This window comes from Sphingomonas cremea (assembly GCF_021502585.1).
Classification (GTDB): domain Bacteria; phylum Pseudomonadota; class Alphaproteobacteria; order Sphingomonadales; family Sphingomonadaceae; genus Sphingomicrobium; species Sphingomicrobium cremea.
The window spans coordinates 77,757-100,895 of sequence record NZ_JAKFGM010000001.1 but is presented as its reverse complement, the minus strand read 5'-3'; the positions used below and the strand labels follow the sequence as shown (position 1 = coordinate 100,895).

Genomic DNA, 23,139 nt, shown 5'->3' with positions numbered 1-23,139 from the left:
TGCGCGCCGCCCGTCGCGGCGGCTAGCGGTGGCGCATGACCATTCAATCGGACCGCTGGATTCGCGAGCAGGCGCTCAATAACGGCATGATCGAGCCATTCGTCGAGGCGCAGCGCCGCGAGGGCTGCATCAGCTATGGCCTTTCCTCCTACGGCTATGACGCGCGCGTCGCCGACGAGTTCAAGATTTTCACCAACGTCGACAGCGCGACCGTCGATCCGAAGGATTTCGCGTCGAACAGTTTCGTCGACCGGCAGACCCAAGTCTGCATCATCCCGCCCAACAGCTTCGCGCTGGCCCGGACGGTCGAATATTTCCGCGTGCCAGAGGATGTGCTGGTGATCTGCCTTGGCAAATCGACCTATGCCCGCTGCGGAATCATCGTGAACGTGACCCCGCTCGAGCCCGGCTGGGAGGGGCATGTCACGCTGGAATTTTCCAACACCACGCCGCTACCGGCCAAAATCTACGCCAACGAAGGCGCGTGCCAGTTCCTGTTCCTGAAAGGGAATGAGCGCTGCGAGACCAGCTATGCCGACCGCGCCGGCAAATATATGGGCCAGCGCGGCGTGACGTTGCCGAAGCTTTAGAGCTTAGCTCGTTTGATCGTCGGTTGGAGCGCCCGGTCCATTCTTCTGGATGGACTCGATCGCATTCTTGGCGCTGGCTTTGCTCGAATAGCCCTCGGTCCAGAAAATCTTCTCGCCATTATACTCGAAATAGGCGCGAAATTCGCCGTTTGCCGATTTCCGGATCACAAACTCATGGGCCATGGCTTCCTCCCTCGCTCTTGGGGCTAGCGGTCAATGTTCCGCCATGGTGACAGTTCCATGATTTAACCGCGTGCTGTGCGCTCCAGGTGCGCCCGAGCTTCGTGAATTGTCGTCACCCACTCGGCAAAGGCATGAGCAAGCTTCTCGACCAGCCCTAGAAGCGGCCCCTCCTTCAGCTTGCCATTCTCGTCGAAGCTCTCGTCGTTGACGTGGCCGAGATAGGCCTCGGGCTGCTGCATCACCGGCATGTTGAGGAACACGCAAGACTGGCGGACCTGGTGGTTGGCCAGCGCCCCGCCAATGGTTCCCGGTGAAGCGCTGACGATGGCCGCGGGCTTCCGGTCCCAGACGCTGCGACCATAAGGCCGTGAGCCGACGTCGATCGCGTTCTTCAATACGCCCGGCATGCCGCGATTATATTCCGGCGTGCAGAAAAGGATGCCGTCGACTGCCGCGATCTTTTCCTTGAACCGAACCCATTGTTCAGGCGGGTTCTGCTCCAGATCCTGGTTGAAAAGCGGCAGGTCGCCGATCTCGACGATCGAGCAATCGAGATTGTCGTCCTTAAGTGCGCAGATCGACCGCGCGATCTTGCGGTTGATGCTGCCTTCACGAAGGCTGCCGACAATGATCGCGATCTTGTGAACTGGCATGCGTGCCTCCCCTGGTCGAACGTCAGGCTAAGCGCGCGGCAGCTGGATTGGTTGCGGACGAGCCGGCCGGACGGCGGAAAAGTTCAAACCGGCCCGTACGCCTTTATTTTTGCTCCTCAACCTTTTTCCATTCGCTTGCAGTCAGGCATACTCGGTCGCCCATGCGCGAACCGGTCACCTTCAATTTCTTGCAGACCTTCTTTTCGGCGGACTGGCCAGCGGTCGGTTGATCGGAATCGGACTGGCCCTTGGCCGTCGCCGGAACGGCAAAGACAAGGGCAGCAGACAGCGTCGCCAAGGTGATAATACGCATTGCACTTCTCCCAACGACATCCCGCATTGCTTTTACGGCGGGAGGGACGCGCCATGCCATCCGCCCTCTGTCGGTTGGTCGACAGGCCAGCTGTATTGGTAGAATAAATCAGTTAGCGCGGTTTGCCCGCTCCACCAGATAGTCGTGGATCGCCTCGATCTCCGCATCCGTTAGGTGGCTGAAATCATTTCGCGAAACGTCCGCCATCATGTCGAGCTTGCGGCCACCGGTAGGGACGCCCGTCCGCATCAGCCGCTTGAATTCCGGCAGGTCGTAAGCGCCGGCGACGACCAGGTCCGGCGCCTTCAGGCCCGGCTTGGGCTCCCCACCGCCGAACGTGGGGCCATGGCATTCGGCGCAATTGACCATCGCCAATTTGCGGCCCGCGGCGAACTGCGGTCCGAGGTCAGCGGGCATGTTTTCCTTGTATCGCGCTACTTGGCTGGGCTGGGTATGCAGTTTGCCAGCCGCCAGGCCGATGCGGCCCAGCGGGCCGACGTGATTTGGCGGAGTCTGTTTTCCACCGACGGGAAGCCCCCGGATCGCGGCAATCAGCGCCGCGGTCTCCGCATCGTCCATCCGGGAATATTGGGAAGAGGGCATGATCAGCAGCGGCCTGCCGTCTGTGCCAATACCCTGGCGGATCGCGCGGGCGAGTTGCTGATCGTTGGCCTTGGCTGCGACCAAAGTCAGGTTAGGTGCATAGACATCCGCGACGTTTGGCTCGGAGAACATGAGGTTCCCGCGAAGCCCGTCGCCATGACAGCTAATGCAGCCCATGACGCGGAGTTGGCGTGGGCCGTCGGCCAGCTGCGCGGCAGTCGGCGTGACGAGCGTTTCCGGGACGCCTTCAACCTTGCCGCCTAGTGCGCGCTCGGAAGCGAACCACACCCAGGCCGCCGCCAACAACGCCAGTACCAGCAAAAAACCAACCAGATAACCGAACCAACGCAACGCTTTTGCCATTGAGCCCTCCCCAGTTCGGGGACGGCCATTAGCAATGATCAGCGCCGTCCGCGATGGCGAATATTGGCCGGGCGTCCGCGCTTCGGACCACCACGGACCCGGTCTCGTCGCTGGCCCATTCGCGGCGGAGCGGCGAACTTTCCTTCGGGCAGTTCGAACCGCAGAGCACCCGAGGCGGGGTTGGCCTCAGTCAGCTTCAGCTCAAGGTGCTGGCCGACGTGGTAGGTTTCGCCGGTCTCCTCTCCGACCAGCGCTCGGGCCGCCTCGTCATAGCGGAAATATTCATTGCCGAGGATCGCTGCCGGGACCAGCCCGTCGCCGCCCAAATCCTCTACCGTCGCGAAGAAGCCGAACGGCTGGACACCCGTGATGCGGCAACGGAGAATTTGCCCGACCTTGTCGGCGAGAAAGGCCGCAACATAGCGATCGATCGTCTCCCGCTCTGCTTCCATCGCTCGGCGCTCGAGAATGGAGATTTTTTCGCCGATCTCGACGAACGCCTCGGCGTCGGCAGGCGGAAGGCCGCCCTCGCCAAGCTTCGTCGAACTGACCAGCGCTCGGTGAACCAGCAGGTCGGCATAACGGCGGATTGGCGATGTGAAATGGGCGTAGCTCGGAAGGGCCAGTCCGAAATGGCCGAGCGGTTCGGGCGAATAGCGCGCCTGCATCTGGGTACGCAGCACCTGCTCCATGATTTCGGGCCGCGCCGGATGATCCTCACCGATCCGTTCGATGATGCGGTTGAAGGTCGCCGGGCGGATGACCTGACCGAGCGCAAACTCCAGGTCGAAGGTGGCAAGATAGTCCTTGAGCGCGACCAGCTTCTCCCGGCCCGGCGCTTCATGAACGCGGTACATGACCGGCGCCTTCTTGCGTTCCAGCGCCTTGGCCGCCGCCACGTTGGCGGCAATCATAAAGTCTTCAACCAAGCGGTGTGCGTCGAGCCGTTCGCGCGGAGCGACAGACATGATGCGCCCCTTTTCGTCGAGCACCACGCGCCGTTCGGGCAGGTCGAGCTCAAGCGGCTCGCGCTTGTTGCGCGCGGCGAGCAGAGCTCGCCAGCAGGCCCAGAGCGGCTTCAGCGCCTTGTCGACCAGCTCACCTGGCACCCGTCCTTCAAGCGGCGGCATCGAGCAAGGAGAAGATGCATTTTCAATGACTTGCTCGCCCGCAGCATCCATCGCGGCTTGAGCATCCTCATATGCAATATTTGCAGCTACGCAAATCTTGGCACGTGAGAATTGCCAGCTTTTCAGCGCCCCGTCCCTGCCGACATGCAGTTTGCAGGTCATCGCCGCGCGCACCTCTCCCTGCTTCAGCGAACAGATGTCCGACGAGAGTTCGTGAGGCAGCATCGGCACGACCCGATCGGGGAAATAGACGCTGTTACCGCGGGCCCGGGCCTCGCGGTCGAGCTCGCTGCCGGGCCGCACGTAGAAACTGACATCGGCGATGGCGACGATTGCGTCCCATCCGTCACCGTCGTCGCGTAGGCTGGCCCAGATCGCGTCGTCATGATCGCGCGCATCTTCCGGATCGATGGCAACGATCGGCAGGTGCGTGAGGTCTTCACGGTCGTCGCCCAACCGCTGATGGGCGACATGCTTCGCCTCGACGATCGCCTCGGTGCGGAACTCATCGCGCAGGCCATATTTGTGGATGGCGATCAGGCTGAAGCTGCGCGGCGCAAACGGATCACCGAGGATCGCGTCGACCCGCGCCGTCACCCGCGGCGGGCGGCCCGACGGCTCGGCCAGCACCAGGTCGCCGGGCTGGGCGTCCTTCAGGTCGGAAATCGGCAGCTCCCGCCGCTCCTTCTTGTCGACCGGGGTCAGGTAGAAGCGGTCACCCTCCTTGCGAACCACACCCAGCACCAGCTCGGCCGAACGAGCCAGCTTCTTCATGACATGGGCGACATGGCCCTTCCCCGCTTCCTCGGTCCGGGCGAGGATTCGGTCGTTAAGCGCCAGCGCCGACCGCCTGCCCCGTTCGATTACTCGGAGACGCGGTGGCGGCGTATGCGCGTGCCAGCTTTCCGGCTGCGCCCAGACCTGCCCGTCGTCGACCGACACGACGCGCAGCACCGTTACGCGAGGCACCCCGCCCGCCTTGTGGAAGGCACGGCCGGGTGCGCTGTCGATCAACCCTTCGTCGGCCATGTCCTTGAGCAAGGCCTTCAGCATGATCTTGTCATGGCCGGAGAGTTTGAATGCGCGAGCGATCTCTCGCTTTCCCGCGGGCTGGCCACTGGATTCGATGAAGTCGAGGATCTGCTTGGGGGTGGGCAGGCCGGAAGGTGGTTTGCGGGGCATGTGGTTCCTAATTGGGCGCGGCCGTGGCCGCCGACAATGCCGCGCGGCGGGACAGCCGATGTTCGCGCCACACGATGACCAGCCCGCTGGCAATAATGATCGGCGCGCCGACCCAGGTCCATGGCGTCGGCAGTTCACCGAATATCCACGCCCCGAACATCGTCGCCCAGAGCAGGCTGGTGTAATCCATCGGCATCACCAGGGCGACCGGAGCCAGCCGCAGCGCGCCGGTCAGGGTAAGCTGAGCCAACCCTCCCGCCAGCGCCAGGCCGCCGAGGATTGCCCAGGTCATCGGATCGTGGCCACGGCCGAACCACGGCATCAGCATGCCGAGCGGAACCAGCGAACTTGCCGCAAACCAGAAAACGGTGGTCGACGCCGGTTCCGTCGCTCCTAGCCGTCGGATGACGATGGTCACCGAAGCGGTGAGCAGCGCCGCGACCAGCGCGACCGATGCCCCGTGAAGCGGAACCTCGCCGGTTCCGGGCTGGACGATCAGCAGCACACCGAGGAAACCGGCCGCGACCGCGCCCCAGCGCCATTTGCCATTGGGCTCACCAAGGACCAGCGCGGCCAGCACGGTCGAGAAGATCGGCACCGTAAATCCGATCACCGTCGCCTCGGCCAGAGGCAGCATGATCATTGCCGCGAAATTGGTCGCCATCGCCGAGAGGCCGAGCGCCATTCGGCCGACATGGGCCCAGACGCGCCGAGAGCGAAGCGAAGCGAAGCCCGGTCCAGCGGCGACCAATCCCATGGCACACAGTGCAGAACCGCACTGGCGGTAGAACAGGCTCTCGACAATATTGACGCCGCGCGTCGCCGCCAGCTTCACCAGCGCGAACATCACGGCAAGCAGCAGCGCCGTGACAAGGCGCAGGCCGACGCCCGCTACATGTCGCTGCTCGGCAGGCCGGTCAGTGTCGTGGGTGGTCGCTTGCGCCATCTATTGGGGAGCAGCGGGAGGCTGCGCGACATAGGGCTTGAACGCCCCGCCGGTGACGGCCGAGGCAACCGGGCTTTCGAAGCCGTCCGCGCTGACTGACGAGACGCCGAACACCCAGTCATCGACGCGGACGCCGCGCAAGTCTATGCCCTGCCGACCGGCCCCGCCCCAGGTAGGCCCGTCACCTGCAACGCGCACCTCATCTCCTCCCAAGGCAAATACGGCGCGACTATTTTGCCATTGGTTGGCGTCAGTTCGACGCCAATGGACAACGTATTGGGCAGCACTGGGGAAATTGTTCCATACGATCGTCGTATCCGTGCTCACCGCCCCCTCAACGGTCGGCTCGGGCGGCGGTGGGGCGCTGGCTAGCCAGGCGAGGGCGGCGACATTGAGCTTGGTGATCCGCGCCAGGTACGGAAAATCCATCTTGTCGATCGTGTCGCCATATTCGACGCCCTTTTCGACCCGGAGGTCCTGGTGCTGCCAATTGTAATTCTCGACCGCGACCGACAGGCGTACCGCGGGAAAGCCGGCGTTGAGGAATTCGGTATGATCGCCGCCGCGGCCGAAGCGGTCATTGCGCCATACTTGCATCACGTCGATGCCGAGCGACGGGTTGCGCTCGGCCAGCGCGTCAAGAAAGCGCGAAATGTTGCGCGAGGGCGAGTCATTTTCGCCGCCGAGGCTGCGGATCTGCGCGGCCAACTCCTCATGCCCCTGCCAGCGTGGACCTTCCGAAAAGACGCGGACCTGCTTGTCGTTGCACAAGCCGTCGGAGCCGCAGCTATTGCCGATAATGTCATTGTTGAGGACGGTGACGACGTTCCAGCCCTGCGCCTTGGCATAATCCGCGAGGATCTTGCCGCCGTAGAGCCCCTGCTCCTCGCCCGACAGCGCCGCATAGACGATCGTGCCGGGGAATTTGTGTTTCGAAAGGACTCGCGCTGCCTCCATCACCGCCGCGGTGCCCGACCCGTCGTCGTTGGCGCCGGGGGCATCCTTGGATGCATCCATCGGATCGCTGACCCGGCTGTCGATATGCCCCTGGATAATGACGACGTCATTGGGGCGCTCGGTCCCGCGCTGGATGGCGACCATGTCGCAGACCCGCGTCGGGGTCGGGACGCGCTTGCCGGTGACCGTGTCGCACGGGCGGACAGTCTCCAGCTTGAGCGCCTTGAACTCGCCTTCCGTCCAGCCGAGCGCGGCGCCGATCCCGCGCTTGGGGTCGGTTTGCGACGACAGCGTGTGGCGGGTGCCGAAGCTCACCAGCTTCTCGACGGTAGCCTTCGTCCGGTCCGGCGAAACGTGGGCGGCGATCGCCGCAACCTTCTGGTCAGGGCCCGGCGCCGGCGCGGCGAACGCGGACGAACCAAGCAAGCCAAACAGCAACAGCGAACGCATTCCACAGTCTCCTTTTCGGCCACGCTGGCATTCGCCGCCGCGCTTGGCTAGGGGCATCGCCAAACCCATATCAGCCCTGAGGATAACCCCATGCGCAGCATCGAACATTTCATCAACGGCAGCAGCGTCGCCGACGGCACGCGCCACGGCGACGTGTGGAATCCATCGCAGGGCGAGGTGCAGGCCAGGGTCACCCTCGGCACCGCCGCGACGCTTCAGAAGGCGGTCGACGCCGCCAACGCTGCTCAGCCGGCCTGGGCCGCCACCAACCCGCAGCGCCGCGCCCGCGTGATGTTCAACTTCAAGGCGCTGGTCGAGGCGAACATGAACGAGCTCGCCGAGCTTCTCGCTTCCGAGCATGGCAAGGTCATCGCCGACGCCAAGGGCGATATCCAGCGCGGGCTGGAGGTGATCGAATTCTGCTGCGGAATCCCGCACGCGTTGAAGGGCGAATATACGCAAGGCGCCGGCCCCGGCATTGACGTCTATTCGATGCGTCAGCCGCTCGGCATCGGCGCGGGAATCACTCCGTTCAACTTCCCGGCGATGATCCCGATGTGGATGTTCGGCGTCGCCATCGCCTGCGGTAATGCCTTCATCCTGAAGCCGTCGGAGCGCGACCCGTCGGTCCCGGTGCGCCTGGCCGAGCTAATGAAGGAAGCCGGCCTTCCCGACGGAATCCTTAGCGTCGTCCATGGCGACAAGGAGATGGTCGACGCCATCCTCGATCATCACGACATCAAGGCGGTGAGCTTCGTCGGATCGTCCGACATCGCCCAGTACATCTACTCGCGCGGCACCGCGAACGGGAAGCGGGTGCAAGCGTTCGGCGGGGCCAAGAACCACGGCATCGTCATGCCCGACGCCGACCTTGACCAGGTCGTCAATGACCTTGCCGGCGCAGCATTCGGATCGGCCGGCGAGCGCTGCATGGCGCTGCCGGTGGTCGTGCCGGTGGGTGACGACACCGCCGCCGCGCTTCGCGAAAAGCTGGTCCCGGCGATCGATAAGCTGCGCGTCGGAATCTCGACCGATCCTGACGCGCATTACGGCCCGGTAGTCAACGAAGCCCACAAGCAGCGGGTCGAAAATTACATTCAGATGTGCGCCGACGAGGGCGGTGAGCTGGTAGTCGACGGCCGCGGCTTTACGCTTCAGGGCCATGAGAAGGGCTTTTTCGTCGGCCCGACCCTGTTCGACCATGTGAAGCCGCATTTTAAGTCCTACCAGGAGGAAATCTTCGGCCCCGTCCTGCAAATGGTCCGCGCCGACAGCTTCGACGAGGCAGTGCGCCTGCCGAGCGAGCACCCGTACGGTAATGGCGTCGCCATCTTCACCCGCAACGGCCATGCGGCGCGCGAGTTCGCGGCCCGGGTCAATGTGGGCATGGTCGGCGTGAACGTCCCGATCCCAGTTCCGGTCGCCTATCACACTTTCGGTGGATGGAAGCGCTCAGGCTTTGGCGACACCAACCAGCACGGCATGGAGGGCGTCAAATTCTGGACCAAGGTCAAGACGATCACCCAAAAGTGGCCCGACGGATCGGCCGCCGGCGATCATAAGGAAGCTTTCGTCATCCCGACGATGGCATGACGAGCCCTGCATCCTAATCCAAATTAGGGCGTTGATCGGTCATGAAACAGATTTGCTCCATCGCCTTGCTCGCGCTGGCGCTGGCGGCCTGCCAGCAGTCAAACGACGACAATATCGCCATTGACGACACCAATACGGCGAATGCCGAGGTCGAGACGTTACCGCCCGACGAAACGGTCTCAAACGACGCGGATAATGTCGCGGACGGCAATTCCGCCGAGACGCCCACTGCGCTCGCCATTCCGGCCGCCTTCCATGGCCGATGGGGAATGGTTCCGGCCGACTGCACCTCTACGAAGGGCGACGCCAAGGGGCTGATCAGCATCGATGGCAACAGCATCAAATTCTTTGAAAGTCTGGGCAAGCTGACCAAAGTGACCCTGAATGCGCCGGAGAATTTCACCGGCACCTTCGCCTTTACCGGCGAAGGAGAAAGCTGGACCAACAGCCAAAACCTCAAGCTGACGGGCAGCAGCAACACACTGATCCGGAGCGAGACCGATGTCGCTCAAAGCTACACTTACAAGCGCTGCGCCTAATTGCGGCCGGTGGAGAGCGAATGACCGGGGACGTTGATCGGCCGATCGAAGTGGCGGCGAATTAGTGCGCAAGAAGCTGCTGGCCATCGCGGGCCTCACACTCATCCTGTCGGCGTGCGGCGCGCCACGCGACGAGGATGTGCTGACCGACGCCAAGATCCAGTCGTCTCAATCCGCGCCCGAATTGCCCGACGTCCAGCTAAGTGAAAATCCCGAGCCGCCCCCCGCGCCGGCCCCACCTCCACCCGAGGAGCCCCTGGGCAACGAGCTCGATAACGCAATTGAAAATGAGGTGATCCCGGCCGGCATTCCGGGCACGATCCCGCCGGCCTTCCAGGCATTGTGGGCCCTGGCCCCGTCCGACTGCCGCCCCGGCGATGTCACCGGCAACGCCATCATGATCACCCCGGACCAAATTCTATCAGCCGATGCCGTTGGATCGCTACAGGGAGTACTCGGCGATTATCCGGGCCGCTTCGAGGGCCGGTTCGCCTATGACAGCGCAACAGAGGTGCGCGAGCAGCTAGTACTGACGGGCGGCCGCAATGTGCTGGTCCGCACCAGCGGCGGGCAGCAAGTCACCTATCGGCGATGCGCAGCAAGTGGCCCCACTGGATGAGCCGGTGAGCCGGTGCTAGTGGCGCTGGCCATGACCCAATTCGACCTGACCGACGACCAGCGCCAGATCCAGGAAATGGCGCAGAAGTTCACCGCCGACGCGATCACCCCGTTCGCGGCGGAATGGGACGAGAAACATATATTCCCTCGCGACACGATCCGCCAGGCGGCGGAGCTCGGCTTCGGATCCATCTATGTGAGCGAGGAAAGCGGCGGGATCGGTCTTGGCCGGCTCGAGGCGGCGCTGATCATGGAGGCGATGGCCTATGGGTGCCCCAGCACCAGCGCCTTCATCTCGATCCACAATATGGCGAGCTGGATGATCGACCGCTTCGGGTCGGACGAGCTCAAGGCAAAATATCTCCCCTCGCTGATCCCGATGGATCGGATCGCCAGCTATTGCCTGACCGAACCGTCATCAGGGTCCGACGCAGCAGCGCTCAAGACTCGCGCGGTTCGGGACGGCGACCATTATGTGGTCAGCGGCAGCAAGGCATTCATCTCTGGCGGCGGCGAGAATGAGATTTACCTGACGATGGTCCGCACCGGCGAGGACGGGCCCAAGGGCATCAGCGCGCTGGTGATCGAAAAGGACATGAAGGGCGTCAGCTTCGGCGCCAACGAGAAGAAACTGGGCTGGCATTCGCAGCCGACGGCTCAGGTCAATTTCGACGAGGTTCAAGTACCGGTTTCCAACCGGGTCGGAGCAGAGGGCGAAGGCTTTCGCATCGCCATGATGGGCCTCGACGGCGGACGGCTCAACATCGGCGCCTGCTCATTGGGAGGCGCCCAGCGCTGTCTCGACGAAGCGGTCAAATATACCAAGGAGCGCAAGCAGTTCGGCACTGCCATCGCCGACTTCCAGAACACGCAATTCATGCTGGCCGATATGGAGACCGAGCTCCAGGCGGCCCGGCAATTGCTCTATGCCGCGGCGGTCAAGGTCACCGCCAATGCCCCCGACAAGACCAAGTTCGCGGCCATGGCCAAGCGCTTTGCAACTGATACTGGATCTTCGGTGGTCGACCGGGCGCTGCAGCTGCATGGCGGCTACGGCTATCTGATGGACTATCCGATCGAGCGCTTCTGGCGCGACCTGCGCGTCCACTCGATCCTTGAAGGCACCAACCAGGTGATGCGGATGATCGTTGGACGGGAGCTCACCCGCCAGTGATTGCCGACCTCACTCGCCAGCTGCAGGATGCGGCCAAAAAGATGATGAAGGGCGAGGTCAAGACGACCCTGCCCTTCGACCCATTCGCCGTCGCGCAGGCGACCAGCGAATTCGCGCTGGGGCTGGCGATGAAGCCGACCGACCTGATGCAGGTCCAGCTTGCTGCCGCCCAGCAGTGGGGCGCCTTCTGGACCGGCGCGCTGGCCGGGAAGGAGACCGAAAAGCCGCGGGATCGCCGCTTCGGTGCTCCGGAGTGGCAGGACGACGCCTATTATCGGGGCATCCGCGACGCCTATCTGCTCGCGTCCAAGCAGCTTCGAGAAATCGTTTCGCTAGGCGAGGGTTCGCAGAGCGGCACGGCCATGGTCAGCTTCCTGCTCGACCAATATCTGAACGCCATCTCGCCGGCCAATTTCGCCGCGACCAATCCCGAGGTGGTCAAGCGGACGAAGGAAACCGGCGGCGCCAACCTGGTCCAGGGCTTCGCTCACCTGATCGAGGACATCTCTAGCGGCAAGGGCATCGTCCAGCGCCGAACCGACCCGACTGCGTTCGAGAAGGGCAAGACTATTGCCGCAACCCCGGGCGAGGTGGTTTACGAAAACGATCTCTTCCAGCTGATCCAGTACACTCCGACCACCGACAAGGTCGCGGCCGAGCCGCTGCTTTACGTGCCGCCACTGGTCAACCGCTATTACATGATCGACCTCGTGCCGCGGCAGAGCCTGGTCAAATGGCTGGTCGACGAGGGCCGCACGGTATTCGTCGTCAGCTGGGTGAACCCCACCGAAGCGCACAAGGACAAGGGTGTCGGCGATTATGTGCTCGACGGCATTGTCGAGGCGGTCGGCCAGGTCCGGCAGCGTACCGGCGCTTCGCCCGATCTGTTCGCTTTCTGCCTGGGCGGGACATTGGTCGCGATCGCGCTGGCGTGGCTGGCGGCCAAAAAGCGCGCGGACGAGGTCAATTCGGCAACGCTGATCGGGTCGCTGGTCGACTTCGCCGACATGCGCGACTGGTCGGCGTTCGTCCATGAAGGCCATCTTGCGGCGCTCGAGGATCATCTCGAAAGCCAGGGCTTCATCGACAGCCTGGAACTTCAGCGGCTGTTCGCGGCGATGCGCGCCAACGACCTGATCTGGTCGTCAGTGGTGAACCATTATCTGCTCGACCGACCTGCGCCGCCGAGCGACCTGCTTTACTGGTTCGAGGACGGGGCACGCATCCCTTCGGCCTTTCTCAAGGGCTACAACCGCGATCTCCTGTTAAACAACAGGCTCAAGGAGCCGGCGGGCTTCGAGGTCGGCGGCGTGCCGATCGACCTTGCGGCGATCAAGACCCCGGTGCTGGTGATCGCGCTGAAGGACGACCATGTTTCGGCGTGGGAAGCGGTTTATCGCGGCGCGCGCGACATCGGCACCGAGTTCATCCTCGGCGGGTCCGGCCACAACGCCGGGGTGATCAATCCGCCCGCTGCCAACAAGCATGGCTTCTGGACGAACAAGGCGAAGCCTGCCGATGCGAACGAGTGGCTAGCGAGCGCAACCCGCCACGAAGGAAGCTGGTGGCCGACCTGGACAAAGTGGCTCGATGCCCATGGGGGTAAAAGGAAAGTGCCAGCGCGCACAATCAAGGATGGGATAGAACCGGCCCCCGGCCGCTACGCGATGATGAAATGAACCTGATGACCGATCTTCAAGGCGACGTTCTCACCACCAAGGAGGGGCTGGCCGGCCGCCTCCGCCTCAATCGTCCCAAGGCGCTGCATAGCCTGAACCGCCAGATGGTTCGAGACATGGCGCGGGCACTGATCGAATGGCGAGACGATCCGGACGTCCGAATCATCCTGATCGACCATTCCGAAGGCCGCGGCTTCTGCGCCGGCGGCGACGTCGTTGACATTTCGCAGAACGTCGATGGAGCCGAGGCCGCGGCGCGGGCCTTCTTCTTCGACGAATATCGGCTCAACCACCTCGAATATACTTATCCCAAGCCCGGCGTCGCCTTCATGGACGGCGTGACGATGGGCGGCGGCGTCGGCATCGCCTGCCCGTGCCGATACCGGATCGCGACCGAGCGCACCGTGCTTGCCATGCCCGAAACGGCGATCGGCATCTTTCCCGACGTCGGCGGCGGACGCTATTTGTCGCGGCTGCGCGGGCGGCTGGCGCAGTTCCTGGCGCTGACCGGGGCGCGGCTCGATGGAGCGGAGTGTAAGGCGCTGCGTCTCGCCACCCATTACCTGCCTTCCGACCGGCTCGACGAGGCCAAGGAGCGAATCATGGCCCAGCCATTCCGGGTCGAAGCGATCCTCGACGAGCTGAGCGAGGACGATGTCCCGGAGGCCCGCATCCGGGGCAATTTGAAGAAGATCGACGATTATTTTGCCAGCGACCGGCTGGAAGAAATATTGGAAGCGCTCGACGCGGGCGCGGATGAGGGCGACGAATGGGCGGCCACCGAAGCGGCGACAATCCGCAAGAAATCACCGATGGCCTGCAAGGTCAGCCTGAAGCTGCTGCAGGAAAGCCCGTACCAGCTTCATTTCGTCGATGAGATGCGGATGGAATATGGCATCATGGTCCGCCTGATCCACCACCCCGACTTCAAGGAGGGGGTGCGTGCCCTGCTGATCGACAAGGACAACAAGCCCAATTGGCATCCGACCCGACCTGAAGTGATCGGGGATGCGGAGGTCGAAGCGTTCTTCGAGCCGCTTCCGGTCGAGGAGCAGTGGCGGCCGTTCGATTTTTAGGAGAGAAAATGCCGTACGAAACCATTTTGGTCGAGAAACGGGAAGCGGTGACGCTTGTCACCCTGAACCGCCCGCAGGCGCTCAACGCGCTCAATTCGACCGTGCTCAAGGAGCTGATCGAGGCCTTCGCCGCGTATGACGCCGACGGCAGCCAGCATTGCCTGGTCCTCACCGGCTCCGAAAAGGCGTTCGCGGCGGGAGCCGACATCAAGGAGATGCAGGTCCAGGGCTTCCCCGACATGTATTCGGCCAATTTCTTCGCGGGATGGGAGCAAGTTACTCGCACTCGTAAGCCGTGGATCGCCGCAGTCGCGGGCTTCGCGCTCGGCGGCGGTTGCGAGGTAGCGATGATGGCGGACTTCATCATTGCAGCTGACACGGCCAAGTTCGGACAGCCTGAAATCAAGCTTGGCGTGACCCCGGGCATGGGCGGATCGCAACGGCTGACCCACGCTATTGGCAAGGCCAAAGCAATGGAAATGTGCCTGACCGGCCGGATGATGAACGCGGAGGATGCGGAGCGAGCGGGCCTTGTGGCTCGCGTCGTCCCGGCGGCGTACCTGCTCGAGGAGGCACTGAAGGCGGCGGAGACGATCGCCTCTATGGCCCCGCTCGCCGCCATCGCCACCAAGGAAATGATCAACGCCTCCTTCGAAATGGGCTTGGCGCAGGGGATCAACTTCGAACGGCGGCTGTTCCACGGCCTGTTCGGTACCGAAGACCAGAAGGAAGGCATGGCCGCCTTCGTTGAAAAGCGCCCCGGCAATTGGACCGGGCGTTAAGGGAGTAAGACATGGCACGCGTCGCATTCATCGGGTTGGGGCATATGGGCGGCGGCATGGCGCCCAACCTTGCCAAGGCGGGACATGAGGTTCTGGCCTTCGACCTCAGTGAAGAGGCGCTTGCCCATGCTGTCGAGCGCGGCTGCAAACGCGCCAAATCCGCGGCGGAAGCCTGCAAGGACGCCGATGCGGTTGTCACCATGCTGCCCGCCGGTAAGCATGTCGCCCAAGTGTATCGCGAGGCGGTATTCGGCGCTGCGCCCAAGACCGCGATCCTGATGGATTGCTCGACCATCGACGTTGCCACCGCCAAGGCGGTCGAGGCCGAAGCTGACGCGGCGGGCTACACGATGGTCGACGCACCGGTATCGGGCGGCATCGCCGCGGCCGAGGGCGGCACGCTGACCTTCATGGTCGGCGGGAGCAAAGGCGGGTTCGCCAAGGCTAGTTCTTTCCTCGAAAAGATGGGCAAGGCCGTGATCCACGCCGGCGGTCCCGGAGCCGGCCAGGCCGCCAAGATCTGCAACAACATGCTGCTGGGCGCGACCATGGCTGCGACCTGCGAAACGTTCGTGCTGGCCGAGAAGCTTGGGCTCGACCCCAAAGTCTTTTTCGACATTTCATCGAAGGCCAGCGGCCAGAGTTGGTCAATGACCAGCTATTGCCCTGTTCCCGGCGTCGGTCCCGAAACGCCGGCAGACCGCGGCTATGAGGGCGGCTTTGCCGCCGCGCTGATGCTCAAGGATCTGAGGCTGGCGATGGAAGCGGCCCAGGCATCGGGCGCCTACACGCCAATGGGTGGCGAGGCCGAAGAGCTTTATCAGCGCTTCGTCGACCTGGGCGGCGGGTCGAAGGATTTTTCGGGCATCATCAAGATGATCGATGACAGTTGGCAGGCGCCGGAGGGGGCCAAGGAGCCGGAGCCGCCGGTGACGGCGCTTGATTGAGCGGCGCCGAGCGACCACATCCCGGCCATGCTGATTGAAATCGAAAAGACGCCCAACCCGGCGACACGCAAATTCCTGCCCGGCCGTACCGTAATGGAAGCGGGAGGGCGCGATTTCCCGAACGCCGACGCCGCCGAAGCGAGCCCGCTGGCCGAGGCATTGTTCGCGACCGGCATGGTCGATGGCGTTTATTTCGGCCGCGACTTCGTCTCAGTCTCGGCAGCGCCAAAGGTCGAATGGAACCAGCTCGAGCCCGAAGTCCTCTCGGTCCTGCTCGATCATTTCATGCTCGACGCGCCGCTGTTCCGGCAGGGCAGCGCCGCCGGAATTGATGTAGCGCCGGATTCCAGCCCGTTGTTCGAAGGCGATCCGGCCGACGCCGATATCATCGACCAGATCAAGGAATTGCTGGAAACGCGGGTCCGGCCCGCGGTTGCGCAGGACGGCGGCGATATCGTCTATCGCGGCTACAAGGACGGCAAGCTTTACCTTGGAATGCAGGGCGCGTGCTCAGGCTGTCCCTCCTCCGCCGTCACCTTGAAGCGGGGCGTCGAAAGCCTGATCAAACATTATGTTCCCGAGGTGGAAACCATCGAAGCGGTTTGATCCGCTTCGATTTTTTCCTTGCCCGATAGCGGCGCCTGTGCCTCCATGGGTCCGGGGGAGACTGGAGGCTAAGCCGTTGATCCTAGCGCTCGACACGTCGACCGCCGCTTGCACCGCTGCGCTGCTGCTGCCGGACGGTACGATCATCGCGTCGCGTGACGAGGTGATCGGGCGCGGCCACGCCGAACGACTAGTGCCAATGATACAGGAAATGCTCGACAGCCATGTGCCCACCCGGCTTCTGGTCGGCGTCGGCCCCGGGAGTTTCACCGGCCTTCGCGTCGGGATCGCCGCTGCCCATGGATTGGCAATCGGCTGGAGCATCCCGCTGGCCGGGATGAATTCGTTAGCCTTGGTCGCAGCTTCTGCTCCACCGGGTGAAGGCAAGCTGGCGGTGGCAATGGCCGGCGGCCACGGCGAGCTGTTCGTCCAGACTTTCAACCGCAAAAAGCTGACGGCGACCGGTCCGATCCTCAATCTGACTCCGGTCGCGGCCGCGGCCAAGGTCGATGCACCGCTCGTCGTTGGTAGCGGTGCGGAAGCGCTGGTGGCCGCCCGACATTCGGGCGAGGCGATGCCCCTGCTGCCGACAGCAAGCCACGCGATGCAATTGCCGGAGCTTCTCCGGATGCTCGAGTGCAAGCCGATCTACGCCCGCGCCCCCGATGCGCGGGCCAAGGCGGCATGATGGCAACCATCCGCAAAGCAGCGAGCCTTGTCCGCTTGCGTCCCGGAGGGATCGATGACCTCGACGATGTCATGCGGATCATGGGCGGCGCGTTCCAGCCCTGTTTCGGTGAAGCCTGGACCCGATCCCAATGTGCCGGGATCCTGCCGATGTCAGGCGTCAACCTGACCATCGCCGAGGATAACCGAGGACCCGCCGGATTCTCGCTGGCAAGGTGCGTGGCGGACGAAGCCGAGCTTTTGCTGATCGCGGTCGATCCCGCGAGCCAGCGCAGCGGCATTGGCCAGTCGCTGCTCGACAATTTCATCGCAACGGTACGACATTGGGGCGCAACGAAGCTCCATCTCGAAGTGCGCGACGGCAATCCGGCGGTCGCGATGTACCGGGCAGCGGGCTTCATTCCAGCATGTCGTCGGCGCAACTATTATCACGGCGCTGACGGCAGGGCGTACGACGCCGTCACCCTGATTCTGGGCCAGTGAAACGATTAATTCGTATACGTGTCACTGCTTATTGCTGGCAAAATAATCACGTAGTAGTGAACGGTTAGTATCGGCAGTGGGCAACTGTCCTGTTCCTATTCATGCTCGGGAATTTAAATATGGACGCTCAAGGGAATGACGACACACTGATCACGCTTACGGCGGATATCGTCGCAGCGCATGTCAGCAATAACAGCGTGGCGGTGAACGACCTGCCGCAACTCATTCAGAATGTGCATGGTGCGCTGTCGGGCTTGTCCGGCTCAGGTGCGGCGGCCGAAGCCAAGCCCGAACCAAAGGTTTCGATCCGCTCTTCGATCAAGCCTGACTATATCGTCTGCCTGGAAGACGGCAAAAGGCTGAAGATGCTCAAGCGGCACCTGATGACCCATTATCAAATGACGCCGGATCAGTATCGACAGAAGTGGGGATTGGCCGCCGACTATCCGATGGTTGCACCCAACTATGCCGAACAGCGCCGTATGCTGGCCAAGTCGATCGGCCTCGGTACCAAGCGGCGCAAGACCAAGGGGCGGTAACCCCTGTCGTCATTGCGGGGAAAGAAATGAGGAAGCAATCCAGCCCTAAAAACACTGGGTTGGTTCCCTTTGCTTGCAATGACGGTCTGGTCTTCCTCCAAGGTCGCGACTAACAACTGCCCATGCATCGAACCATCGACATTGAGCAGCTGTGCGCCGACAAGGGCCTACGCATCACCGAACAGCGCAAGGTGATCGCCCGCGTATTGGGCGAAAGCGAAGACCATCCCGACGTCGAAACGCTGCACTCGCGCGCAGCCTCGATCGATCCCAACATCTCGATCGCGACCGTCTACCGGACGGTTCGCCTGTTCGAAGAAGCTGGAATTCTTGAACGACACGAATTCGGCGACGGGCGGTCGCGCTACGAAGCTGCGTCGGAAACCCATCACGACCATTTGATCGACGTCGAGACCGGCAACGTCATCGAGTTCGTCGATGAAGAGCTTGAAATGCTCCAGAAGCGGATCGCCGAGAAGCTCGGGTTCCGCCTGGTCGACCATCGCATGGAACTTTACGGCGTCGCCATTGATCGCGACCGCTGAACGGCCTTCCTCATTGATTCGCTGGCTCCGCATTGCCGGCCTTGTCATTCTTTTCCTGACTGTCGCGCCAATCCACATCCTGTCGAAGTGGGTGGTCGGCCATTCGGCTTGGCCTAGCCGTTTCCTGGCCGCCGCTGCGCGCATTATCGGGGTAAAGGTGCGGATCGAGGGGGGACCGTTGGAGCCTCACACCTTCGTTGTCGCCAACCACACAAGTTGGCTCGATATATTGATCCTCGGAGGGTTCGCCGGCGCCGCCTTCGTGTCCAAGGCAGAGGTTCAGCGAACGCCGCTCGTCGGATGGCTGGCCGACCAGAACCGGACGCTCTATATCGACCGCGCCCAGCGTGGCGATGCTCACACCCAGGTGCGGCGCATTGCGGAGGCGCTGAATCAACCCCAGCCTCTGGCGGTATTCCCCGAAGGAACGACCAGCGACGGCCGGCACTTGCTTCCGTTTCGCTCTGCCCTTCTTGAGGCAGTGGCGCCGCCGCCGGCGGGCGCAAGCGTCCGTCCGGTGGCGATCGATTATGGCGACCATGCCGATATCGTCGGCTGGCACAGCGGCGAACCCGGAATTGACAATGTGAAGCGGATACTGGGCCATCGCGGAACGATGCACGTCACCTTGCGCCTTCTCCACCCGCTGCCGCCCTCTGCCGACCGCAAGGGGCTGGCCCGCCACGCTCGCCAGGTGATTGCCGCGGCGCTATCTTCCGTGAACGAGCCGACGGGCCTATAGGCCCGCACCAAATGACTGATCTTCCCAAGACTTACCGCGTCAAGAGCTTCGGATGCCAGATGAACGTCTATGACGGCGAGCGCATGGCCGAGCTTCTCGGCGCACAGGGCATGACCGCCGCTGCCGAAGGTGCCGACGCCGATCTGGTCGTGCTCAACACCTGCCACATCCGGGAAAAGGCGGCGGAGAGGGCCTATTCGGATATCGGTCGATTGCGCCGCGAGGACGGCAGCAAGCCGATGATCGCACTGGCGGGATGCGTCGCCCAGGCCGAGGGCGCCGAGGCCAAGGCGCGATCCAGGATGATCGACCTGGTCGTCGGCCCGCAGGCCTATCACCGCTTGCCGGAGATGGTCGCCGAGGTCGCCAACGGCGGACGCCCGGTCGACACGGACATGCCGGCGATCAGCAAGTTCGGCGCTCTTCCGGCCCGCCGCAAGGTTGGGCCAAGTGCCTTCCTCACCGTCCAGGAAGGCTGCGACAAATTCTGCACCTATTGCGTGGTGCCTTATACCCGTGGGGCGGAAATAAGCCGGCCCTGGGCGGATATCGTCGCAGAGGCGCGGAGCCTGGTCGAAGGCGGCGCGCGGGAGATCACGCTGCTCGGCCAGAACGTCAACGCGTGGAGCGGCGAAGACGAGAAGGGCTGTTCCGGCGGGCTCGATTCGCTGATTCGCGCATTGGCGAGGATCGATGGGCTGGAACGCCTTCGCTACACGACCAGTCATCCGGCCGACATGACCGACGGGCTGATTGCCGCCCATGGCGAAGTCGACAAGCTGATGCCCTACCTTCACTTGCCGGTGCAGTCAGGGTCCGACCCGATCCTGAAGGCGATGAACCGCAGCCACTCCGCCGAGTCCTACCTGCGGACGATCGAAAAAGTTCGCGCGGCGCGACCCGATATCGCCATTTCCGGCGACTTCATTGTCGGTTTCCCCGGGGAGACCGATGAAGATTTCACCACCACCCTCGCCATCGTCGATTCGGTGCGTTACGCTTCGGCATATTCGTTCAAATATAGCGCCCGGCCGGGCACCCCGGCGGCGGTGATGGAAGGAGCGGTGACGGCAGAGGTGATGGACGATCGATTGCAGCGGCTCCAAGTCCGCCTCGCCGAGCACAGCCTCGCCTTCAACCGCGCCACCATCGGCAAGGACCTCGCCATTTTAATCGACCGCAAAGGCCGCCTGCCGGGACAGATGATCGGGAAGTCTCCATGGCTGCAATCCGTGTTTGTCGAAACGGATGCCGGGATAGGCGACATGCTCGACGTGACGGTTACCCACGCGCTTACCAATAGCCTCGGCGGCGTTCTCCGCACGGCGAAGGCCGCCTGATGGCCAAGCGCGACCTTCCCGCCGCCGCCAACATCGACGAACGCGCCCGGCTCGAGCTGGAATTCGAGCAGCCATATCTGCTGGGGCCGCTGTTCGGCGATTATGACCGTCATCTGGTGATGATCGAGGACCGGCTTGGCGTGAACATCTCCGCTCGCGGCAACCGGGTGATGATCGAGGGTGACCCCGATGCGGCCGCCCGTGCCCGCGACGTGCTGTTCGGCCTCTACAACCGGCTCGATCAGGGCCAGGACGTCGATGCCGCCGCGGTCGAAGCGGTGATCGGCATGGCCAACCAGCCGGCGCTTGACGGTATCATCGCTGACGAAGTGGCCTCTCCTCCGCACGTCATGATCCGGACGCGCAAGAAGACCATCGTTCCGCGTTCGACGGTGCAGACCCGCTACATGGAATGCCTGGCGCGCGACGACATGATCTTCGCGCTCGGTCCTGCCGGAACCGGCAAGACCTACCTCGCCGTCGCCCAAGCGGTGTCGCAACTGGTGTCGGGCAGCGTCGACCGGCTGATCTTGTCGCGTCCCGCGGTCGAGGCGGGCGAGCGGCTCGGCTTCCTGCCCGGCGACATGAAGGAGAAGGTCGACCCCTATCTCCGGCCGCTTTACGACGCACTTTACGACATGTTGCCGACCGAACAGGTGGAGCGGCGCATCGCCAGCGGGGAGATCGAAATCGCTCCGATCGCCTTCATGCGCGGACGGACGCTCAACGACGCCTTCATCATCCTTGACGAAGCACAGAATACCACGCCGCAGCAGATGAAGATGTTCCTGACCCGCTTCGGCATGCGCAGCCGGATGGTGGTTTGCGGCGATCCCAACCAGACCGACTTGCCCCCGGGCGTTACCTCGGGCCTGGCCGACGCTGTTTCGAAGCTTGAGGGTATCCCGAAGCTCTCGATGGTCCGCTTTTCCGCTGCCGACGTCGTCCGCCACCCGTTGGTGGGCCGCATCGTCGAAGCCTATGAGGGCCCGGGCCGGTGATGCTCGAAGTCGCGATCGAGGCTGACGGGGAGTGGGACAGTAGCACCGGCTGGGACGAGCTCGCTCGTTCCGCCGCAACCGCCGCAATCGCCGAAAGCGCATTCCCGCAACTGACGAGCAGTGAGCGGATGGTCGAGCTGTCGTTTCGCCTGGCCGGCGACAAGGAAGTGCATGCTCTCAACGCTGAATGGCGCGGCAAGGATAAGGCGACCAACGTCCTGTCCTTCCCGATGGCTGAGGCCCACGAACTGGCCAAAGCCGCCTCTCCTGGTCCGGAACTGATGCTCGGCGATATCATTCTTGCCCGCGGGGTCTGCATTGCCGAGGCGGCCGAAAAGGCCATCTCAATCGAAGAGCATGCCGCGCATCTGATGGTGCATGGAACGCTTCATTTGCTGGGTTACGACCATATGGACGATGAAAGCGCAGCCGATATGGAAGCGCGGGAAATCCGCGCGTTGGCGCGAATGGGCATCGCCGATCCCTATGCGGGGGATCGTTGATGGCTACCCAAAATGAGGAAGAGGGCGGCTCCCGGCTGTGGCGCGGAATGCGCGCGCTACTGTTCGGTGAAGACCATGATGCGACACTCCGCGACCAGATAGAAGATGCGATCGACGAGGCGGACGCCGAGCCTCCCAAGCGCGGCGACCTCTCCCCGCTCGAACGCCAGATGCTCCGCAACCTGCTGCATTTCGGCGACCGTACCGTCGGCGAAGTGGCGGTGACACGCGGCGACATTGTCTCGGTCCCGTCGACGATCAGTTTCGAGGGCCTGATCCGCGCCTTCGCCGAGGCTGAACACAGCCGATTGCCGGTCACCGGCGAAGACCTCGACGAGGTGATCGGCATGATTCACATCAAGGATGTGTTCAAGGCGCAGGAAGATCCGTCCCGCCCCCGCTCGATCGAAGGCCTTCTCCGCACGCCATTGTTCGTGCCCGAATCGATGGGAGTGCTCGACCTGCTTGCGCGGATGCGTACCGGCCGGATGCACCTTGCCATCGTCGTCGACGAATTCGGCGGTACCGAGGGCCTGGTCACGATCGAGGATGTTGTCGAGGAGATCGTCGGCGAAATCGAGGATGAGCACGACGTGCAGGCCGCCGGAATGCTGCAAATGCTCGACGATGGCCTGTGGGAAGCCGATGCCCGGCTGGAGCTCGACGAACTCGCCCGGGTCGTCGATCGGAGGCTCGTGGCCGAGGATGACGAAGTCGACACCTTGGGTGGACTCGTTTTCCTGCTCGCGGGGCGCATTCCGGCCAAGGGAGAATCGGTACTTCACTCTTCGGGCTGGAGGCTGGAGGCGGTAGATTCCGATCCCCGGCGAATCCTGCGCTTGCGACTGCATGCGCCCGAGGCAGCGCCCGAGACTGCTCCGAACGGCAAGTAACGCATCCTTTGGCGCGCGCCGC

26 protein-coding genes are annotated in these 23,139 nt (G+C 63.3%); 19 read left to right on the top strand and 7 right to left on the bottom strand.

From position 1 onward, the window contains the following. The first annotated feature begins 35 nt into the window (after positions 1 to 35). The gene (gene dcd / locus LVY65_RS00500; protein ID WP_235066061.1) at positions 36 to 590 is read left to right on the top strand and encodes a dCTP deaminase; all 555 of its coding nucleotides are present in this window, start codon (positions 36 to 38) and stop codon (positions 588 to 590) included. Positions 591 to 593: 3 nt separating this feature from the next. Here the strand turns inward: dcd and LVY65_RS00495 are convergent, their stop codons facing one another. The 7 genes from LVY65_RS00495 to LVY65_RS00465 all read right to left on the bottom strand — a co-directional run bounded on the left by LVY65_RS00495 (position 594) and on the right by LVY65_RS00465 (position 7,370). Then, entirely contained in the window at positions 594 to 773 is a 180-nt protein-coding gene (locus LVY65_RS00495; RefSeq protein WP_235066060.1) for a YegP family protein, read from the bottom strand. A gap of 62 nt (positions 774 to 835) precedes the next feature. After that, on the bottom strand, positions 836 to 1,426 hold the full coding sequence (locus LVY65_RS00490) for an NADPH-dependent FMN reductase (RefSeq protein ID WP_328282458.1): 591 nt from the start codon (positions 1,424 to 1,426) through the stop codon (positions 836 to 838). 103 nt (positions 1,427 to 1,529) lie between these two features. Beyond that, entirely contained in the window at positions 1,530 to 1,739 is a 210-nt protein-coding gene (locus tag LVY65_RS00485; protein WP_235066059.1) for a hypothetical protein, read from the bottom strand. 108 nt (positions 1,740 to 1,847) lie between these two features. Beyond that, positions 1,848 to 2,705, bottom strand: coding sequence for a cytochrome c (locus LVY65_RS00480; protein ID WP_235066058.1), 858 nt, complete (start codon positions 2,703 to 2,705; stop codon positions 1,848 to 1,850). A gap of 38 nt (positions 2,706 to 2,743) precedes the next feature. Then, entirely contained in the window at positions 2,744 to 5,017 is a 2,274-nt protein-coding gene (locus LVY65_RS00475; protein WP_235066057.1) for a ribonuclease R family protein, read from the bottom strand. Between the two features lie 7 nt (positions 5,018 to 5,024). Further along, a complete protein-coding gene (locus tag LVY65_RS00470; protein WP_235066056.1) occupies positions 5,025 to 5,963 on the bottom strand; it encodes a DMT family transporter in 939 nt (312 codons plus the stop codon). Beyond that, positions 5,964 to 7,370, bottom strand: coding sequence for a M28 family peptidase (locus LVY65_RS00465; protein WP_235066055.1), 1,407 nt, complete (start codon positions 7,368 to 7,370; stop codon positions 5,964 to 5,966). It lies immediately after the preceding gene. 90 nt (positions 7,371 to 7,460) lie between these two features. Here LVY65_RS00465 and LVY65_RS00460 point away from each other — a divergent pair, with 90 nt between their 5' ends. The 18 genes from LVY65_RS00460 (at position 7,461) to LVY65_RS00375 (ending at position 23,117) form a co-directional block, all read left to right on the top strand. Then, on the top strand, positions 7,461 to 8,963 hold the full coding sequence (locus LVY65_RS00460; RefSeq protein WP_235066054.1) for a CoA-acylating methylmalonate-semialdehyde dehydrogenase: 1,503 nt from the start codon (positions 7,461 to 7,463) through the stop codon (positions 8,961 to 8,963). Between the two features lie 41 nt (positions 8,964 to 9,004). After that, positions 9,005 to 9,502, top strand: coding sequence for a hypothetical protein (locus tag LVY65_RS00455; RefSeq protein WP_235066053.1), 498 nt, complete (start codon positions 9,005 to 9,007; stop codon positions 9,500 to 9,502). A 64-nt stretch (positions 9,503 to 9,566) separates the two neighbouring features. Beyond that, positions 9,567 to 10,121 carry a hypothetical protein gene (locus LVY65_RS00450; RefSeq protein WP_235066052.1) on the top strand — a complete coding sequence of 185 codons (555 nt, stop codon included), beginning with the start codon at positions 9,567 to 9,569 and terminating at the stop codon, positions 10,119 to 10,121. Between the two features lie 30 nt (positions 10,122 to 10,151). Continuing rightward, positions 10,152 to 11,294, top strand: a complete 1,143-nt coding sequence (locus tag LVY65_RS00445) for an acyl-CoA dehydrogenase family protein (RefSeq protein WP_235066051.1) — start codon at positions 10,152 to 10,154, stop codon at positions 11,292 to 11,294. After that, a complete protein-coding gene (locus tag LVY65_RS00440) occupies positions 11,291 to 12,973 on the top strand; it encodes a PHA/PHB synthase family protein (protein WP_235066050.1) in 1,683 nt (560 codons plus the stop codon). The genes LVY65_RS00445 and LVY65_RS00440 overlap by 4 nt, the downstream gene beginning before the upstream one ends. Before the next feature lie 5 nt (positions 12,974 to 12,978). Then, positions 12,979 to 14,049, top strand: coding sequence for an enoyl-CoA hydratase/isomerase family protein (locus tag LVY65_RS00435; RefSeq protein ID WP_235066049.1), 1,071 nt, complete (start codon positions 12,979 to 12,981; stop codon positions 14,047 to 14,049). 8 nt (positions 14,050 to 14,057) lie between these two features. Further along, on the top strand, positions 14,058 to 14,831 hold the full coding sequence (locus LVY65_RS00430) for an enoyl-CoA hydratase (protein WP_235066048.1): 774 nt from the start codon (positions 14,058 to 14,060) through the stop codon (positions 14,829 to 14,831). 11 nt (positions 14,832 to 14,842) lie between these two features. Beyond that, positions 14,843 to 15,778 (top strand): 3-hydroxyisobutyrate dehydrogenase, encoded by a 936-nt coding sequence (gene mmsB, locus LVY65_RS00425; protein WP_235066047.1) that lies wholly within the window; start codon positions 14,843 to 14,845, stop codon positions 15,776 to 15,778. 27 nt (positions 15,779 to 15,805) lie between these two features. Next, positions 15,806 to 16,384, top strand: a complete 579-nt coding sequence (locus LVY65_RS00420) for a NifU family protein (RefSeq protein WP_235066046.1) — start codon at positions 15,806 to 15,808, stop codon at positions 16,382 to 16,384. Between the two features lie 76 nt (positions 16,385 to 16,460). Beyond that, entirely contained in the window at positions 16,461 to 17,072 is a 612-nt protein-coding gene (gene tsaB / locus LVY65_RS00415) for a tRNA (adenosine(37)-N6)-threonylcarbamoyltransferase complex dimerization subunit type 1 TsaB (protein ID WP_235066045.1), read from the top strand. Further along, positions 17,072 to 17,554: a GNAT family N-acetyltransferase gene (locus LVY65_RS00410; protein WP_235066044.1), complete on the top strand. Its 483-nt coding sequence runs from the start codon at positions 17,072 to 17,074 to the stop codon at positions 17,552 to 17,554. The genes tsaB and LVY65_RS00410 overlap by 1 nt, the downstream gene beginning before the upstream one ends. A gap of 119 nt (positions 17,555 to 17,673) precedes the next feature. Next, the gene (locus LVY65_RS00405) at positions 17,674 to 18,093 is read left to right on the top strand and encodes a MucR family transcriptional regulator (protein WP_328282457.1); all 420 of its coding nucleotides are present in this window, start codon (positions 17,674 to 17,676) and stop codon (positions 18,091 to 18,093) included. A gap of 122 nt (positions 18,094 to 18,215) precedes the next feature. Beyond that, positions 18,216 to 18,638: a Fur family transcriptional regulator gene (locus tag LVY65_RS00400; protein WP_235066042.1), complete on the top strand. Its 423-nt coding sequence runs from the start codon at positions 18,216 to 18,218 to the stop codon at positions 18,636 to 18,638. Positions 18,639 to 18,651: 13 nt separating this feature from the next. Then, entirely contained in the window at positions 18,652 to 19,380 is a 729-nt protein-coding gene (locus LVY65_RS00395; RefSeq protein ID WP_235066041.1) for a lysophospholipid acyltransferase family protein, read from the top strand. An 11-nt stretch (positions 19,381 to 19,391) separates the two neighbouring features. Continuing rightward, positions 19,392 to 20,720, top strand: a complete 1,329-nt coding sequence (gene miaB / locus LVY65_RS00390) for a tRNA (N6-isopentenyl adenosine(37)-C2)-methylthiotransferase MiaB (RefSeq protein WP_235066040.1) — start codon at positions 19,392 to 19,394, stop codon at positions 20,718 to 20,720. Beyond that, the gene (locus LVY65_RS00385; RefSeq protein ID WP_235066039.1) at positions 20,720 to 21,721 is read left to right on the top strand and encodes a PhoH family protein; all 1,002 of its coding nucleotides are present in this window, start codon (positions 20,720 to 20,722) and stop codon (positions 21,719 to 21,721) included. Before miaB ends, LVY65_RS00385 begins: the two co-directional genes overlap by 1 nt. Further along, positions 21,721 to 22,224, top strand: a complete 504-nt coding sequence (gene ybeY / locus LVY65_RS00380; RefSeq protein ID WP_235067134.1) for an rRNA maturation RNase YbeY — start codon at positions 21,721 to 21,723, stop codon at positions 22,222 to 22,224. Before LVY65_RS00385 ends, ybeY begins: the two co-directional genes overlap by 1 nt. Further along, positions 22,224 to 23,117, top strand: a complete 894-nt coding sequence (locus tag LVY65_RS00375) for a hemolysin family protein (RefSeq protein WP_235066038.1) — start codon at positions 22,224 to 22,226, stop codon at positions 23,115 to 23,117. The genes ybeY and LVY65_RS00375 overlap by 1 nt, the downstream gene beginning before the upstream one ends. The last annotated feature ends 22 nt before the right edge of the window (positions 23,118 to 23,139 follow it).

Bases quoted from the DNA above. Each gene is read 5' to 3' on its own strand.
- LVY65_RS00445 (WP_235066051.1), top strand. From the start codon at position 10,152: ATGACCCAATTCGACCTGACCGACGACCAGCGCCAGATCCAGGAAATG.
- LVY65_RS00385 (WP_235066039.1), top strand. From the start codon at position 20,720: ATGGCCAAGCGCGACCTTCCCGCCGCCGCCAACATCGACGAACGCGCC.
- LVY65_RS00465 (WP_235066055.1), bottom strand. From the start codon at position 7,370: ATGCGTTCGCTGTTGCTGTTTGGCTTGCTTGGTTCGTCCGCGTTCGCC.
- LVY65_RS00375 (WP_235066038.1), top strand. From the start codon at position 22,224: ATGGCTACCCAAAATGAGGAAGAGGGCGGCTCCCGGCTGTGGCGCGGA.
- LVY65_RS00470 (WP_235066056.1), bottom strand. From the start codon at position 5,963: ATGGCGCAAGCGACCACCCACGACACTGACCGGCCTGCCGAGCAGCGA.
- mmsB (WP_235066047.1), top strand. From the start codon at position 14,843: ATGGCACGCGTCGCATTCATCGGGTTGGGGCATATGGGCGGCGGCATG.
- LVY65_RS00420 (WP_235066046.1), top strand. From the start codon at position 15,806: ATGCTGATTGAAATCGAAAAGACGCCCAACCCGGCGACACGCAAATTC.
- LVY65_RS00475 (WP_235066057.1), bottom strand. From the start codon at position 5,017: ATGCCCCGCAAACCACCTTCCGGCCTGCCCACCCCCAAGCAGATCCTC.
- LVY65_RS00485 (WP_235066059.1), bottom strand. From the start codon at position 1,739: ATGCGTATTATCACCTTGGCGACGCTGTCTGCTGCCCTTGTCTTTGCC.
- LVY65_RS00490 (WP_328282458.1), bottom strand. From the start codon at position 1,426: ATGCCAGTTCACAAGATCGCGATCATTGTCGGCAGCCTTCGTGAAGGC.
- LVY65_RS00495 (WP_235066060.1), bottom strand. From the start codon at position 773: ATGGCCCATGAGTTTGTGATCCGGAAATCGGCAAACGGCGAATTTCGC.
- LVY65_RS00410 (WP_235066044.1), top strand. From the start codon at position 17,072: ATGGCAACCATCCGCAAAGCAGCGAGCCTTGTCCGCTTGCGTCCCGGA.
- LVY65_RS00460 (WP_235066054.1), top strand. From the start codon at position 7,461: ATGCGCAGCATCGAACATTTCATCAACGGCAGCAGCGTCGCCGACGGC.
- miaB (WP_235066040.1), top strand. From the start codon at position 19,392: ATGACTGATCTTCCCAAGACTTACCGCGTCAAGAGCTTCGGATGCCAG.
- ybeY (WP_235067134.1), top strand. From the start codon at position 21,721: ATGCTCGAAGTCGCGATCGAGGCTGACGGGGAGTGGGACAGTAGCACC.
- LVY65_RS00480 (WP_235066058.1), bottom strand. From the start codon at position 2,705: ATGGCAAAAGCGTTGCGTTGGTTCGGTTATCTGGTTGGTTTTTTGCTG.
- LVY65_RS00435 (WP_235066049.1), top strand. From the start codon at position 12,979: ATGACCGATCTTCAAGGCGACGTTCTCACCACCAAGGAGGGGCTGGCC.
- dcd (WP_235066061.1), top strand. From the start codon at position 36: ATGACCATTCAATCGGACCGCTGGATTCGCGAGCAGGCGCTCAATAAC.
- LVY65_RS00405 (WP_328282457.1), top strand. From the start codon at position 17,674: ATGGACGCTCAAGGGAATGACGACACACTGATCACGCTTACGGCGGAT.
- LVY65_RS00430 (WP_235066048.1), top strand. From the start codon at position 14,058: ATGCCGTACGAAACCATTTTGGTCGAGAAACGGGAAGCGGTGACGCTT.
- LVY65_RS00400 (WP_235066042.1), top strand. From the start codon at position 18,216: ATGCATCGAACCATCGACATTGAGCAGCTGTGCGCCGACAAGGGCCTA.
- LVY65_RS00455 (WP_235066053.1), top strand. From the start codon at position 9,005: ATGAAACAGATTTGCTCCATCGCCTTGCTCGCGCTGGCGCTGGCGGCC.